Source organism: Streptomyces hilarionis, from assembly GCF_024539675.1.
In the GTDB taxonomy this organism is placed as follows: domain Bacteria; phylum Actinomycetota; class Actinomycetes; order Streptomycetales; family Streptomycetaceae; genus Streptomyces; species Streptomyces hilarionis.
The window spans coordinates 1-14,942 of record NZ_JAHHIT010000130.1; the positions used below are offsets into that span (position 1 = coordinate 1).

Annotated in this window: 7 protein-coding genes and 1 tRNA gene; 2 read left to right on the forward strand and 6 right to left on the reverse strand. The window is 75.5% G+C overall.

Annotation, left to right across the window (positions count from 1 at the left end; genetic code table 11):
* The first annotated feature begins 53 nt into the window (after positions 1-53).
* Entirely contained in the window at positions 54-1,805 is a 1,752-nt protein-coding gene (locus KMS84_RS27965; RefSeq protein WP_256919235.1) for a bifunctional 3'-5' exonuclease/DNA polymerase, read from the forward strand.
* Here KMS84_RS27965 and KMS84_RS27970 read toward each other — a convergent pair whose 3' ends face one another.
* Complete coding sequence (locus tag KMS84_RS27970) at positions 1,806-5,270, reverse strand: AfsR/SARP family transcriptional regulator (RefSeq protein WP_256919247.1); 3,465 nt, start codon at positions 5,268-5,270, stop codon at positions 1,806-1,808. It abuts the gene before it with no gap.
* Positions 5,271-5,699: 429 nt separating this feature from the next.
* The gene (locus tag KMS84_RS27975) at positions 5,700-6,629 is read right to left on the reverse strand and encodes a glycosyltransferase family 2 protein (RefSeq protein ID WP_256919248.1); all 930 of its coding nucleotides are present in this window, start codon (positions 6,627-6,629) and stop codon (positions 5,700-5,702) included.
* Positions 6,630-6,818: 189 nt separating this feature from the next.
* Between KMS84_RS27975 and KMS84_RS27980 the strand changes: the two genes are divergently transcribed.
* Positions 6,819-7,778 (forward strand): D-2-hydroxyacid dehydrogenase family protein, encoded by a 960-nt coding sequence (locus KMS84_RS27980; protein WP_256919236.1) that lies wholly within the window; start codon positions 6,819-6,821, stop codon positions 7,776-7,778.
* Positions 7,779-8,145: 367 nt separating this feature from the next.
* Here the strand turns inward: KMS84_RS27980 and KMS84_RS27985 are convergent.
* From KMS84_RS27985 to tmk, 4 genes are all read right to left on the reverse strand, one after another.
* Positions 8,146-8,219 (reverse strand) — tRNA-Thr (locus KMS84_RS27985).
* Positions 8,220-8,326: 107 nt separating this feature from the next.
* Entirely contained in the window at positions 8,327-9,904 is a 1,578-nt protein-coding gene (locus KMS84_RS27990; RefSeq protein ID WP_256919237.1) for an alpha/beta hydrolase, read from the reverse strand.
* Positions 9,905-10,133: 229 nt separating this feature from the next.
* The gene (locus KMS84_RS27995) at positions 10,134-11,339 is read right to left on the reverse strand and encodes a DNA polymerase III subunit delta' (RefSeq protein WP_256919238.1); all 1,206 of its coding nucleotides are present in this window, start codon (positions 11,337-11,339) and stop codon (positions 10,134-10,136) included.
* 214 nt (positions 11,340-11,553) lie between these two features.
* On the reverse strand, positions 11,554-14,889 hold the full coding sequence (gene tmk, locus KMS84_RS28000; RefSeq protein ID WP_256919239.1) for a dTMP kinase: 3,336 nt from the start codon (positions 14,887-14,889) through the stop codon (positions 11,554-11,556).
* Positions 14,890-14,942: the final 53 nt, after the last annotated feature.

Genomic DNA, 14,942 nt, shown 5'->3' on the forward strand with positions numbered 1-14,942 from the left:
GCCGCGGGGCGGGGAGGGGCGGCGTTGTCAGACCCTCCTGTCACACTCGCGGCATGGCCGACCGGTGGGCTCTCGCTCCGGCCGAGGACGGCGGCGCGGAGCTCGCCCCCCTCGGCCCCGACGGGCTGCCCGCCGGGCCGGTGCTGCGGGAGCCGGACCTCGCCCGGGCCGTGCGCGAGCGGCCCGACGTCGCCCGCTGGGTCTGGCGCTCCACCGCCGAGGTGTACCCGTCGCTGCTCGCCGCGGGGGTGCGGGTGGAGCGGTGCTACGACGTCGAGGACGCCGAGACCCTGCTGCTGGGCCACGAGGGCCGGTCGGGCGAGCCCCGCTCGGCGGCGGCCGCCCTGGCCCGGCTGCGCGGCGGCCCCGTTCCGCCGGATCCGCCCCCGCGCGCGGCCGCCCCCGGCGCCCAGTCCCCGCTGTTCGAAGCGCGGGCCGCCGCCGGGCTCCCCCTCGACGACCTCCTCGCCGTCTACGCCGAGCAGCAGCGACGCCACGACCTCGCGGAACACCCGGCGCGGATGCGGCTGCTGACGGCGGCCGAGTCGGCCGGCATGCTGGTGGCCGCCGAGATGAACCGGGCCGGGCTGCCCTGGAGCGCCCAGGTGCACCGGGCGGTGCTGCGCGACCTGCTCGGCGACCGCTACGCGGGCGGCGGCGAGCCCCGCCGGCTGGCCGAACTGGCCGACGAGGTGTCGGCCGCCTTCGGCCGCCGCGTCCGCCCCGACCTGCCCGCCGACGTCGTCAAGGCCTTCGCGCAGGCCGGGATCAGGATCCGGTCGACGCGGCGCTGGGAGATCGAGTCCCTCGACCACCCGGCCGTGAAGCCGCTGATCGAGTACAAAAAGCTGTACCGCGTCTGGGTGGCCCACGGCTGGTCCTGGCTCCAGGACTGGGTGCGCGACGGGCGGTTCCGGCCGGAGTTCCTCGCCCACGGCACGGTCACCGGCCGCTGGGTGACCAACGGCGGAGGGGCGCTGCAGATCCCCAAGGTCATCCGGCGCGCCGTCGTCGCCGACCCGGGCTGGCGGCTCGTCGTCGCCGACGCCGACCAGATGGAGCCCCGCGTGCTGGCGGCGATCTCCCGCGATCCCGGGCTGATGGAGGTCGCGGGCCGCGAGAGCGACCTCTACCAGTCCGTCTCCGACCGCGCCTTCTCCGGCGACCGCGCCCAGGCCAAGCTCGCCGTCCTCGGCGCGGTCTACGGACAGACCTCGGGGGACGGCCTGAAGAACCTCGCGGCGCTGCGCCGCCGCTTCCCGCGCGCGGTGGCCTACGTCGACGACGCCGCCAAGGCCGGAGAGGAAGGCCGGCTCGTGCGCACCTGGCTGGGGCGGACCTGCCCGCCGGCGGTCGGGAGCGGCGACGCGGGGTCGGAGGAGGCCGGCATCCCGCTGCCCGAGGACGACACCGAGGGCCGGGCGGGACACGCGACGAGACGGGCCGGGGCGCTCGGCGACGGCGGGGGCGAAGGCGACGCACCGGAGTGGGTGCCGGGATACGCCTCGACCAACGCCCGCGCGCGAGGGCGGTTCGCCCGCAACTTCGTCGTCCAGGGCAGCGCCGCCGACTGGGCGCTGCTGCTGCTCGCGGCGCTGCGGCAGGCCTGTGCCGGGATGGCGGCCGAGCTGGTCTTCTTCCAGCACGACGAGGTGATCGTGCACTGTCCCGAGGAGGAGGCCGAGCAGGTCGTCGCCGCGATCCGCGAGGCCTCCGCCCTGGCCGGCCGGCTCACCTTCGGGGAGACGCCAGTGCGGTTTCCCTTCACCGTCGCGGTGGTGGAGTGCTATGCCGACGCGAAGTAGTCAGCCCCGCCCGGCGAGCAGTTCCCTGAGCTCCCCGGTGACCGCCCTGGCGTCCGTCCCGTCCAGCGCGTCGAGCGCCGACCGCCACTCCTCGACCGCCCGCTCCCGGTGCCCCTGCTCCCGCAGCAGCAGACCGTGCTGGTGGCGGACCAGACCGGTCGTGTAGCGGTCGGCGCGGACCTCGGCCCGGCGCAACAGCTCGGCGCACTCCCCCAGCGCGCGTTCGGCACGGCCCAGCGCGCGCAGGGCCCGCACGAGCCCCAGCCGCGTCTGGGACTCACCGTGCCAGTCGCCGTGCCCGTCGAGCATCCGCAGGCTCGTCTCGAAGTGCGGCAGCGCGGCGGCCGGCTCCCCCAGCGCGAGATGGGCGTACCCGATGTTGCAGTGCGCCGAGTGCTGCACGATGACGGCCCCGATGCCCGCCCCGATGGCCAGGGAGCGCCGGTGCTGCTCGATGGCGGCGCGCGGGTCGGTGTGCTCGTACAGGTTGCCGAGGTGGCTGTGGGTCACGGCCTCGCCGTGCGGGTCGCCCAGCCGGCGGGAGAGCCGCAGGCTCTGGCGCAGCGCCGCCTCCGACTCCTCGTACCGCCCGAGCGCCTCCAGCAGCAGGCCGCGGTTGTTGAGACAGCGCCGGATCCAGGAGAGCCGCCCGAGCCGCCGCCAGATGTCCAGGGCCCGGCCGTTGAGGTCCAGGGCATCGTTGCGGCGGCCCGTCAGGAAGCGCAGGCCCGCGAGGTCGCCCAGCGCGTAGGCCTCCGCGGCCGGGTCCGCGAGCCGCCGCGCCACCTTCAGCGCGGCCCGCCCGAGCACCTCCATCTCGGCCACCCGGCCGCGCCGTTGGAGACAGGGCAGCAGGAGCCGCAGCAGTGTGGAGACGAGCGCCGCGGTTCCGGTGCCCTCGGCTTCTCCGCCTGCGCCGCTCTCCACCAGGGCGACGATGTTCTCCAGCTCCTCGTCCGCCCACCCGAGGGCTTCCTCGGGGCCCGCGAAGGGGCGCGCCTGCGCGAGATACGCCGCATGGGCGACCGGCTGCGTCGCGGTCGGCCGACGCCGGTCCTCCAGGTCGAGACCCGCCTCGACGACGGCGACCAGGGCCCGCTCGGCCACGGCGGCGTACCAGTGAAGGGCCACCGTCCGGGCGGAGGCCGGGACCGGGACGGAAGCCGGGGCCTCGGCGTGGGGCCGGGCGGTCGGAGACACCGGGGACGCGGCGGACGGCGTCGGCGGCGCGGCCCCGTCGGCCGCGGAGTGCGTCGCGGTGTGCGTCGAGGTGTCCGCTGTGGAGTGCGTCGCGGTGCCGGCCGTGGACTGCGTCGCGGTGCCGGCCGCCGCGAGTTCGCGGGCGAAGTCGCGCACCAGGTCGTGCGGGGTGTAGCGGCCGTAGGCCCGCTCCTCCAGCAGGGCGACGTCGACGAGGCGGTCCAGGGCGGCCTCGGCGCGGGACTCGTCGGCGTCGATGAGCCGGGCCAGCAGCGGAACGCCGTAGGCCGGCAGGTCGAGCGCCCCGATGCGCCGCAGGGCCAGGGCCGCGTCCCGGTCGGCCTCGCGCCCCGAGACGGCGAGCGCGTCGTGCGCCACGCCCAGGGAACGGCGGACGCTGAGGTCGTCGTACTCCAGATGCGTCAGCCTGCTCTCCGCCTCGGAGAGCTGTCGAGCCAGCGCGTCCGGCGTGAGCGCGCTGCGCGCGGCGAGGCGGGCGGCCACGACCCGCAGGGCCAGCGGGAGGCGGCCGGTGAGACCGACCAGCGGGTGGTCCGCGCTCAGCCCGTCCCGTCCCTCACCGGGGCCGGCGGCCGTCCGCAGCAGCGCGGCGCTGTCCTCACCGGACAGCGGCACGAGCGGGAAGCGGTCGGCGCCGTCCAGGGCGGTCAGCGGCGAGCGGCTGGTGACGATCACCGCGCATCCGGCGCCGGCCGGCAGCAGCGGCCGGACCTGGGCGGCGGTCGCCGCGTCGTCCAGGACGACGAGGGTGCGGGTGGGGGCGAGCACGGTGCGCAGCAACGCGGCCGCGGCGTCCGGGTGTTCGGGGATGTGCCGTGGTGCGACGCCGAGGTCGCGCAGCAGGGCGGTGAGCGCGTGACCGGTGGTCACAGGGGTCATGCCGGGGGTCGCGCCGTGCAGGTGGAGGTAGAGCTGACCGTCGGGGAAACGTTCCCGCAGAGTGTGCGCGACCTGGAGCGCGAGCGCGCTCTTGCCCACCCCGGCGGTACCGCTGAGCACGACGACGGCCGGCCCCCGGCCGTCGCGGGGCCCCTCCCCGGGGCCCGCCCCCAGGCCCTCGCTCAGCCCGTCGTCCTGGCCCTCGCCCCGGCCGTGACCCGAGCTCTCGTCAGGGCCCGACGAGCCTGCGGGGTCGTTCGCGAGGACGCGACGGAGCCGACGCAGGAGGTCGATACGACCCGTGAAATGGGCCGGAGCGGGCGGGAGTTGGGCGGGACGCGGGTGTCGCTCCGGCCGTCGGACCCCGGACTCGCGCTCGCCCGCGACGGCGGCTGCGGAAGGGGGGACGGAGGCCGCGGCGACCACGGTGGAGGAAACCGGGGAGGAAGGCGCGGCGGGTGCGGCGGAGGCCGGGGACGCGGCGAGGGCGTCGGTCGTGGGGCCCAGGACTTCCACATGGGCCTCGCGGACCGCCGGGCCCGGCTCGACGCCGAGTTCCTCGACGAGACGGGTGCGCAGGTCGCGATGGACGGCCAGGGCCTCGGCCTGGCGGCCGGTGCGATGCAGCGCCAGCATCAGCTGACGGTGGAAGGACTCGCGCAGCGGATGCTCGGCGGCCAGGGCGGTCAGTTCCGGGAGCCGGTGCTCGAACCGTCCGTCGCCGAGGGTGAGTTCGGCGTCGTGCCGCCATTCCAGCAGGAGCAGCCGGGCTTCCCGCAGACGGCGCACGAAGGCGTATCCGCCCAGCTCGGCGGGGAGGCCGCTGAGCGGAGCGCCCCGCCACAGCGCGAGCGCCGCCGCGCACTCGCGCAGAACCCGTTCCCAATTGCGGGCGGCATGCGCACCGCGCGCCGCGGCGACGTGCCGCTCGAAGACATGGACGTCGAGTTCGCCCTGTGCCACGCGGAGTCGATAGCCGGAGCCCACCGCGCGCAGCCGTCCGGGGTCGTCGAGCAGCCGGCGCAGCCGGGTCACGTGGTTGTGCAGCGACGCCTGGGCGGACGCCGGCGGAGCACCGCCCCACAGCGCCTCCTTCAGCGAGTCGACGGGGACGGTCCGGCCCGCTTCGAGGAGAAGGGCCGCCAGCAGCGCACGCACCTTGGGGCTGCGGACGGTCTCGTACCCGGAGGGTGCAGGTCGGCCGCTCCCGCACGCAGCGCCGGTCCCGGACCGGGCAGGGAGCTCGGCCGTGTCGGAGCCGTCGGACCCGCCGGACCCGTGGCCCGTGGGGGACCCGTCGGACCCGTCGGCGCGGTACAGGACCGGCGGGCCCAGCAGTCCGAACCGCAGCCCGTCCCGCCGCATCACGCCGCCCATCACCTTCCGCCCCCGGCCCTGCCGGGGTCGTCCTGTCGAGTCGTCCGCGCTCCGGGCGGGTACCCCGCCGCGGTGGCGGAATACCGCCCCCGGCCGTCGGTTTTCCGCCATCCGGAGGGTGGCGGCGTCCGGGCCGGTCCCCGCCCAGGGACGGCCGCCGAGGCGGTCGGTCCCCGGGCCGCCCGACGACTTCAGGCCGCATGACCAGCGAAGACGCGGAGGACCGCTGGCCATATGTTAGCGATTCGTTGGCGCCACCTGGTGTGATCAGATCCTCGGATCCGGCTCGACGGTGCGCGCGTAGCCACGCGCAACTCGGGGGAGTGTCGCCGCCGCGGCCGGGTTCGGGGGCGTGTGGGGCCTCGGTCGTCGGAGGTGAACGACCGGGGCCCGCCCCGTTGCCCTGCGGATCGCCCCTCAGATGACCGGCGGCCTGCCCAGCCGGGTGAGCCGCCACACCGTCCGCCACTTCATGGGCCGACGCCTGCCCGCCGGCTTCCGCACGCCCTCCGCGAAGCCGCCGAACCAGGCCTTGAGCCCGCCGAGCGAGCGCGTGCGCAGCAGCGTGACCGCGATCCAGACGCCCAGGTGGACCGGGATGAGCGGCAGCGGAAGGTTGCGCCGGACCAGCCAGACCCGGTTGCGGGCGGTGACGTGGTGGTAGATGGCGTGCCGGGCGGGCGAGGTCTTGGGGTGCTGGAGCAGCAGCTCGGGCGCGTAGAGGATCTTCCAGCCGGCGTCGGTGGCGCGCCAGGCCAGGTCGGTCTCCTCGTGGGCGAAGAAGAACTCGGCGGGCCAGTCGCCCGTCTCGTCGAGCATGGCCATGCTCAGGGCGTGGCCGCCGCCGAGGAAGCCGGTGACGTAGCCGCCCTCCAGGGGGTCGGACGCGCCGACGCGCGGCACGTGCCGGCGCTGGGTCTCCCCGTGTTCGTCCGCGATGCGGAAGCCGACGATGCCGAGGCGCGGGTCGGCCGCGTACAGGTCGCGGACGCGTCGCAGGACGTCGGCGTCGACGAGCAGCCCGTCGTCGTCCAGTTCGACGACGACGTCGACGTCCCCGAACGCGCGCAGACGGGCGAGGCCGACGTTGCGGCCGCCGGGACAGCCGAGGTTCTCGTCGACGTCGATCGTGGTGACCTCGCCGGGGAGGGAGAGCCGCCCGGCGAACTCGGGGAGCACGCAGCCGTTGCCGATGATCACGATGCGGGCGGGGGCGAGGTCCTGCTTGGCCACCGACTCCAGCAGCGCGTCCACCTGGGCGGGCCGGTCCCCCATCGTCACCACGGCGACGGCGATCCTCGGCTCCCGCGCCTTCCTCGCGTCCGCAACGTCGACCGCGTCTGCCACGTCCACCACGTCTTCCTCACTCGTCCGGCGCTCGACGGCGGCCGCGTCCCGGATGCGCGGCGGCGTCGTCGTCACCGTAGATGGTGCCTCAGGGACGGCTGTCGCTCCGACGGCCCCCCGATGTCCCGCTCTTGGCCGGCTCCGGAGAGGATCACCCCCAGCAAGCCCGTGTCGCCTGGAGGAGATGCCGTGCCCTTCCGTTGTGCCGTACTCGACGACTTCCAGAACGTCGCGACGACCGTCGCCGACTGGTCGGTCCCCGGCCACGAGCTGGACGTGGTCCCCTTCACGGAGCACTTCGGCGACGAGGACGAACTCGCCGTCGCACTCGCGGACTTCGACTGCGTCGTCACCCTGCGCGAACGGGTGCCCTTCCCCGCGTCGCTACTGGACCGGCTCCCCCGGCTGCGGCTGCTGATCGCCTCCGGCCTGCGCAACTCGGTGATCGACTACGCGGCGGCGAAGGCGAACGGCGTGACGGTGTGCGGCACGCAGAGTTCCTCGACCCCGCCGGTCGAGCTGACGTGGGCGCTGCTACTGGGCCTGGCCCGGGGGCTGGTCCGGGAGAGCACGGCCCTGCGGGAGGGCGGGCCCTGGCAGTCGACGGTCGGCGCGGACCTGCACGGCCGCCGGCTGGGTCTGCTGGGCCTGGGGAAGATCGGGAGCGCGGTGGCCCGGGTGGGACTCGCCTTCGGCATGGAGGTGAGCGCGTGGAGCCAGAACCTGACGCAGGAGCGGGCGGCGGAGGCCGGCGTGCGGCGGGCTCCGTCCAAGGAGGCGCTGCTGCGCGAGAGCGACTTCGTGTCGGTCCACCTGGCGTTGAGCGACCGCACCCGGGGCCTGGTGGGCCCGTCCGAACTGGCGCTGCTGAAGCCGACGGCGTACCTGGTCAACACCTCGCGCGCGGCGATCGTCGACCAGGAGGCGCTGCTGGCCGCGCTGCGCGAGGGCCGGATCGCGGGCGCGGGCGTGGACGTCTTCGACGTGGAACCCCTCCCCGCCGACCACCCGATGCGCACCGCCCCCCGCCTGCTGGCGACCCCGCACCTCGGCTACGTCTCCCGCGCCAACTACGAGCGCTACTACGGGCAGGCCGTGGAGGACATCCGGGCGTACCTGTCGGGAGCACCGGTACGTCTGCTGGGCTGACGGCAGATCACGGGCAGCAGGGACCGGGCACGAGGCCCGAAGCCGTCGTCCGACGCGGCCCCGCGGCTCGGGGGCGGGACGGCGTCGGAGGGGGCCGGCCCGTGTGCTCGGGTCGCGGGAGCAGGTGCTGAGCGGCCAGGACCGCGCGACACGGCGACGCCGGGAATAACCGGTTGGACTCGACGCCGACGCCCTCGGCGCGACACCTCGCCGTCACGGCGGAGACGCCCGCGGGGTCCGGCCGTCGACCGGCATCCCCAGAGGCAGTCGCGGCTCCCCCGCCGGACACGACGCACGGCCGTCGCCACCGCACCCGCCCAAAGCAAAAGCCCCAGGTCACGGCGAGTGAGTCCTGAGGCTTCGGCAGAGCCGCCTTCGGGATTCGAACCCGAGACCTACGCATTACGAGTGCGTTGCTCTGGCCATCTGAGCTAAGGCGGCGCGCTGTCCGCACCATGGTGCGATCAGCAACGTCGGTAAGTCTACACAGTTTCCGGGGGTGCTCCGAACCAGCCCCGGACCCCGGGGATGCGGGGCCGGTGGTGGGGCTATGAGCAGCGCTTTCCCTTCGCCGGAGGGGTTCCGTGGAGGAGGTAGGCGTTGATCGCGGAGTCGATGCAGGCGCTGCCGCGGCCGTAGGCGGTGTGGCCGTCCCCCTCGTAGGTGAGGAGACGGCCGGAGGCGAGCTGGCTCGCGAGGGAGCGGGCCCACGGGTAGGGGGTCGCCGGATCGCGGGTGGTGCCGACGACGACGATGGGCGCGGCGCCCTCGGCCTTGACGCGGTGCGGTGCGCCCGTGGGCGCGACCGGCCAGTACGCGCAGCTCAGGGAGGCCCAGGCGAGGCCCTCACCGAAGACCGGGGACGCCTTCTCGAAGGACGGCAGCGCCTGCTCGACCTGCTCCGGGGTGTCGAACGCCGCAGGAAGGTCGAGGCAGTTGACGGCCGCGTTGGCGAACATCAGGTTGGCGTAGCGTCCCTGCGGGTCCCGCTCGTAGTAGCCGTCGGAGAGCGTGAGCAGCCCCGCGCCGTCGTTGTCCTTGATCGCCGAGGTCAGCGCCTCGCGCAGTTGCTCCCAGGTGCTCTCGTCGTACATCGCCGCGATCACGCCGGTGGTGGCGAGGGCCTCGCCGAGCTTGCGGCCGTCCGCGTCGCCGGTGGGGATCGGGTGTGCGTCGAGCCTGTGGAAGAAGGCCTTGAGGTCGGCGCCGACCCGGGCCGGCTTCGCGCCCTTCCCGCCGAGCGGGCAGTCCGCCCGCCGCACGCAGTCCCTGGCGAACGACTGGAACGCCGTCTCGAACCCCGCCGTCTGGTCGAGGTTCAGCCGGCGGGCGGGCAGGGACGGGTCCATGGCGCCGTCCAGGACGAGCCGGCCCACCCGGTCCGGGAACAGGCCCGCGTAGGTGGCGCCGAGGAACGTGCCGTACGACGCCCCCACGTACGTCAGCCTCCGGTCGCCCAGGATCGCGCGCAGGATGTCCATGTCCCGGGCCGCCTCCACGGTGGAGACGTGCCGCAGCAGCTTCGGCGCGTGGGCTCCGCAGCCCTCCGCGAACTTCTTGTAGGCGTCGACCAGTCGGGTCTTCTCGCGCCGGTCGTCGGGGGTGGTGTCGGTCTGCGTGTACGCGTCCATCGTCCGCCCGTCGAGGCATTCGACGGGTTCGCTGCGGGCCACGCCCCGCGGGTCCACGGCGACCATGTCGTAGCGGGCGCGGACCTCGGCGGGGTAGCCGACGCCGGCGTACTGCTGGAGGTAGCCGACCGCCGAGCCGCCCGGGCCGCCCGGGTTCACCAGCAGTGAGCCGAGCCGCTTGCCCGGGCCCGTCGCCTTCTTGCGGGCGACGGCGAGCCGGACGTCTCCCGCGCCCGGCTTCGCGTAGTCGAGCGGCGCCTTCATGGTGGCGCACTGGAAGCCGGGGACGCCGCAGTCGCGCCAGCTCGGTTTCTGCGCGTAGTACGGCGCGAGCGCCGACGGCGTGGCCTGCGGCAGCGCGGCCAGGGCCGCCACCGCCGTGGAGCCCGCGGTGCTGCCCTGCTCGTCGGCGGAACAGCCGGTGAGGAGCAGCGCGGCGAGGGAGAGCAGCATGACGCCGGCACGGGACCTGCGGAGGGAGCGCCTGAGGTGCATTCAGCGAGCGTAACTCTGTGCGACGACCTGAACACCTTCCGTGCGCGAACTGCCACGGACGAGGGACCCCGTCAACCCGCGGTCGACGAGGCGTCCGGGGGAGGACGGAAAGAGGGGAAGACGGGAGACCGGCAGCCCGGCAGCGGGGAGGTCGGGCCGTCGGCAGCCGTGGACGCCCCTGGGCCGCGACCGTTCGCGCGGCGTCGGCGGCCGTTCGCGGCCGTTCGCGTCAGCCCGCTCGCAGCGCCATCGTCATCGCCTCGACCGCCAGCAGCGGAGCCACGTTGCGGTCGAGGGCCTCGCGGCACGCGGCGATGGCCTCGATCCGGCGCAGGGTCGACTCCGGTCTGCTGCCGCGGGCGAGCCGCTCCAGCGCCTCCTCGGCGTCCGCGTTGGCGATCGCGACGCGCGAGCCGAGCTGGAGCGCGAGGACATCGCGGTAGAAGGCCGTCAGGTCGGTGAGCGCGACGTCGAGGCTGTCGCGCTGCGTCCGCGTTCTGCGCCGCTTCTGCTTGTCCTCCAGGTCCTTCATCACGCCCGCGGTGCCGCGTGGCATCCGGCCGCCCTGGGCCGCGCCCATCGCCGCCTTCAGCTCCTCGGTCTCCTTGCCGTCCGTCTCCTCGGCGAGCTGCTTGGCGTCCTCGGCGGCCGCGTCGACGAGCTCCTGGGCCGCTCTGAGGCAGCTGCCGACGTCGTCGACGCGCAGGGGCAGTTTCAGCACGGCCGCCCGGCGCTCGCGCGCGGCCGGATCGGTGGCGAGGCGCCGGGCCCGGTCGACATGGCCCTGGGTGGCGCGGGCGGCGGCCGCGGCGACCGTCGGCTCGACGCCCTCGCGCCGGACGAGCATGTCGGCGACCGCGGCGACCGAGGGCGTGCGCAGGTTCAGGTGCCGGCAGCGGGAGCGGATCGTGGGCAGCACGTCCTCCAGGGAGGGCGCGCACAGCAGCCAGACCGTGCGGGGCGCGGGCTCCTCCACCGCCTTCAGGACGGCGTTGGCCGACTTCTCGTTGAGCCGCTCGGCGTCCTCGACGAGGATGATCTGCCAGCGGCCCGTGGCGGGCGAGGTGTACGACTTGCGGACGGTGTCGCGCATGTCCTCGGCGAGGATCTGCGAGCCGACGGCCGCGACGGTGGTGACGTCGGCGTGGGTGCCGATGAGCGCGGTATGGCAGCCGTCGCAGAACCCGCAGCCCGGGACGCCGCCGAGCGCCCGGTCGGGACTCACGCACTGGAGCGCGGCGGCGAAGGCCCGCGCCACCTGGGTACGGCCGCCGCCGGGCGGGCCGGTGAACAGCCAGGCGTGCGTCATCTTCGACGCCTCCGGCGGGGCGGTGCGCGTGGTGGCCGCGGTGACGAGCGCGTCGGCGTCCCGAGCGGCGGCGGTCAGCTGCTCACTCACCTTCTCCTGGCCGATGAGGTCGTCCCACACGGACATGCGTCACCCCGCCCTTTCGTCACGATTCGCGCTGCGGGTTCCATTGTGCGGGCCGCCACTGACAATCGGGCCCGGCGGCCCCGCCCGCCCCGTCCCGGCGGGCCGCCGGGACAGGGGTGCGGTGGTGCGGTGGCGAGGTGTCGGGTGCGGCGGCCCGGCTGCCGGACCGTCCGCACCCCTGCCTCAGCGGCATGCTCGTCGAGCGGCGTGCCCGTCAGCGGCGTCGGCCGCGGCCCCGGCCCTCGGCGGGCCCGTCCTCGTCCCGGTGCGGACCGAGGAGTTCGTCGGCGAGCGTCGGGAGGTCGTCGAGCGGGGTCTCCTCGGCCCAGTCCGAACGCGGACGATGCCGGGGCTCGCCCTCCTCGTCGACCTGCGGCAGCTCACGGGTGCGGTCGTCCGCGCCGTCCGGCCGGGCTCCGCCCCGCCCGGCGCGGTCGTCGCGGTCGTCGCGCTCGTCGCGGAAGTACCCCGGCGGGACCCGGTCCGAGGGGCTGTCGTCCCGCACCGGGGGCAGCACGGCCGTCTCGTCGTCGGGACCGGGCAGGCGCCGCCCGGCCGGACCGGCCGCGGCGTTCCGGCCGCTCTGACCGCTCCCGCCGCCCTGCCGGTCGCGCACCGGCGGCAGCACCGCCGTCTCGTCCGCCGGACCGGCCGAGGCGGGCGCGGGCCGCGGCGGCTGCGGCAGCTCGGCCGTCACCTCGGCGTCCGTTCCCGCGGCGGGGGACGGCTTGCCGGAGGATTGCGGGGAGGACTTCGCGGACGGGCGGGAGGGCTGCTCGGGCTCCTTGTCCATCCGGATCGGCGGCAGCACCGCCGTCTCGTCCACCGGGCCGCCCGACGCGTTCGTGGGCGTGACCACCGGCGTGGGCACGGTCGACGCCTCCGGCGGGACCGCCGCAGCCGCGGGCGGGACGGAGCGGGCCGGCTTCGGGCCGACCTGCGCCGCGGCGGCCGCCTGCTCCGCCGCGCGCCGGGCCTCCTCGGCCCGCAGCAGCGCCTCCTCGGCCTTGCGCTGCTTCTCCAGCCGGCGGGTCTCCGCCTCGGCGCGCAGCCGGGCCTCTTCCTCGGCCTGCTTGCGCCGCCGCTCCTCCTCCGCCTTGCGGCGGGCCTCCTCCTCGGCGCGGGCCTTCTCCTCCGCGAGGAGACGCACCCGCTCCTCCTCGGCCCGCTTGCGTGCCTCCTCGGCGCGCAGCCGCGCCTCCTCGGCCTGCCGTTCGGCCTCGCGGCGCTGCGCCTCCTCCAGCTCGCGCCGCTTGCGCTCCTCCTCCTCGGCGCGCAGCTTGGCGAGCTGCTCCTGACGCTCCCGCTCCAGGCGCTCCTCCTCGGCCTTGCGGGCGGCCTCTTCCTCGGCCTTGCGCCGGGCCTCCTCCTCGGCCTTCCGGCGCGCCTCCTCCTGGGCCTTGATCTCGGCCTCGGACAGGGGCAGCAGCTGGTCGAGGCGGTGGCGGACGACGGAGGTGACGGCCTCGGGCTCCTGCACCGCGTCGACGACGAGGTAGCGGCCGGGGTCGGCGGCGGCCAGCGTGAGGAAGCCGGCGCGCACCCGCGCGTGGAACTCCGCCGGCTCCGACTCCAGGCGGTCCGGGGCCTCCGTGAACCGCTCGCGGGCGGCTTCCGGAGAGACGTCCAGCAGGACGGTCAGATGCGGCACCAGGCCGTCCGTCGCCCAGCGCGAGATCCGCGCGACCTCGGTCGGGGACAGATCGCGGCCCGCGCCCTGGTAGGCCACGGACGAGTCGACGTAACGATCGGTGATCACCACCGCGCCGCGCTCCAGGGCGGGCCGCACGACCGTGTCGACGTGCTCCGCCCGGTCCGCCGCGTACAGCAGGGCCTCGGCGCGGTGCGAGAGGCCGGCGCTGGAGACGTCCAGCAGGATCGAGCGCAGCCGCTTGCCCACGGGCGTGGCCCCCGGCTCGCGCGTGAGGACGACCTCGTGGCCCTTGGCCCTGATCCACTCGGCGAGCGCCTCGGCCTGGGTGGACTTGCCGGCGCCGTCGCCGCCCTCGAGGGCGATGAAGAAGCCGGTCGCGGCCGGCGCCGTCTCCGGGTCGTCGCCGCCCAGGAGCGCGTCCCGCAGGTCCTTGCGCAGGGGGACGCCGGAGCGGTCGTCGACCTTGGCGAGCACCAGTGCGGCAACCGGCAGCAGCAGCGCGCCGACCAGCATCAGCGTGAAGGCGGCCCCGCCGTGCGCGAAGACGAACTTGCCGTTGTCCAGCCGGTGCGGCCCGATGAGCGCCGCGACCAGCGGGGCGAGCACCGCGCCCAGCGCCACGAGGACCCGTACGACGGCGTGCAGGTGCTCGCTCGTCCGCGTCCGGCGGTGGTCCTCGGTCTCCTGGTCGAGCAGGGCGTGCCCGGTGTTGGCCGCGACACCCGCGCCGACGCCCGCAAGGACGGTGATCAGCAGCACGCTGGTGACGTCCGGGACCAGCCCGGCGGCCAGCAGCGCCACGCCGGTGAAGGCGATGGCCAGCGCGAGCAGGCGGCGCCGCGACAGGGACACCAGCACCTTGGGCGCGGTCCGCACGCCGACGACGACTCCGCCGGTCAGCCCGAGCACGAACAGGCCATACAGCACCGGGCCGCCGCCCAGGTCCTTGGCGTGCAGCACGGCCACGGCGACGGCCGCGGAGATCGCGCCGGCGACGGCGGCGCAGGCGAGCACGAGCAACGGGATCACGCCCGTGCGGCCCGAGTCGACGCCGGTGGCCGTCTTGGGCCGGCGCAGCCCCTCGAGGGGCGACCGCGCGCGCGGGGTGCGCACCGCCGGCAGCTCCAGGAACGTCACGATGGACAGGCATCCGGCGAAGAGACCGCCGGCGACGTACGAGGCGAGGGCCGCCTGGTGCTGGTCGAACCAGGCGATCCCGGCGCCCAGCAGGTTGTTGAACAGGGCGGCGACGACCAGGGCGGCCGCGCCCAGCGGGATCGTCACGAAGCCCGTGCGCAGCGAGAGACGGCGCAGGGCGTCCATATGGTCGGGCAGGGGTCGTACGGTCGCGCCCTCCGGGGGCGGGGCGGGCAGCAGGGCGGGCGCCGCGCTCTCCCGGGCGACCGTCCAGAACCGCTCGGCGACGCCCGTCACGAACACCGTCACGAGCAGCAGGGCCAGTGCGTCGTCCGGTGTCCAGTCGATCCACAGGGGCGCGACGATCAGCAGGACGGCACGCAGGCCGTCCGCGCCGACCATGGTCCACCGGCGGTCGAGTGGGCCCTCGGGGTTCGTCAGTGACGTCAGCGGGCCCAGCAGGACGGCGCCGAAGAGGAGGGTGGCCAGGATCCGCACCCCGAAGACGATCGCCACTGCGAACGCCACCCCCCGGTAGCCGCCTCCGAAGGAGCCCTCGGCGATGGCCGCCTGGAGGACGAGGAGGACGAACACCAGGAGGGCGAGGGCGTCTGCGACTCCGCCCACCAACTGCGCGCTCCAGAGGCGCTTGAGCTGCGGTTCGCGCAACAGGGCGCGCACGGCGCGCTCGCGGGAGTCTGCCACCAGGGCGTCGTCCGGGGCCGGGTGGTGGGCCGTTGGCTGCTCGGCTCGCGTCATGCGTTCAGCCTATCGGCCGCGGCTGACAGCCCGGGGCCCGCGTCCGCACGGAC

Bases quoted from the DNA above. Each gene is read 5' to 3' on its own strand.
- KMS84_RS27965 (WP_256919235.1), top strand. From the start codon at position 54: ATGGCCGACCGGTGGGCTCTCGCTCCGGCCGAGGACGGCGGCGCGGAG.
- KMS84_RS27970 (WP_256919247.1), bottom strand. From the start codon at position 5,270: ATGCGGCGGGACGGGCTGCGGTTCGGACTGCTGGGCCCGCCGGTCCTG.
- KMS84_RS27990 (WP_256919237.1), bottom strand. From the start codon at position 9,904: ATGCACCTCAGGCGCTCCCTCCGCAGGTCCCGTGCCGGCGTCATGCTG.
- KMS84_RS27995 (WP_256919238.1), bottom strand. From the start codon at position 11,339: ATGTCCGTGTGGGACGACCTCATCGGCCAGGAGAAGGTGAGTGAGCAG.
- tmk (WP_256919239.1), bottom strand. From the start codon at position 14,889: ATGACGCGAGCCGAGCAGCCAACGGCCCACCACCCGGCCCCGGACGAC.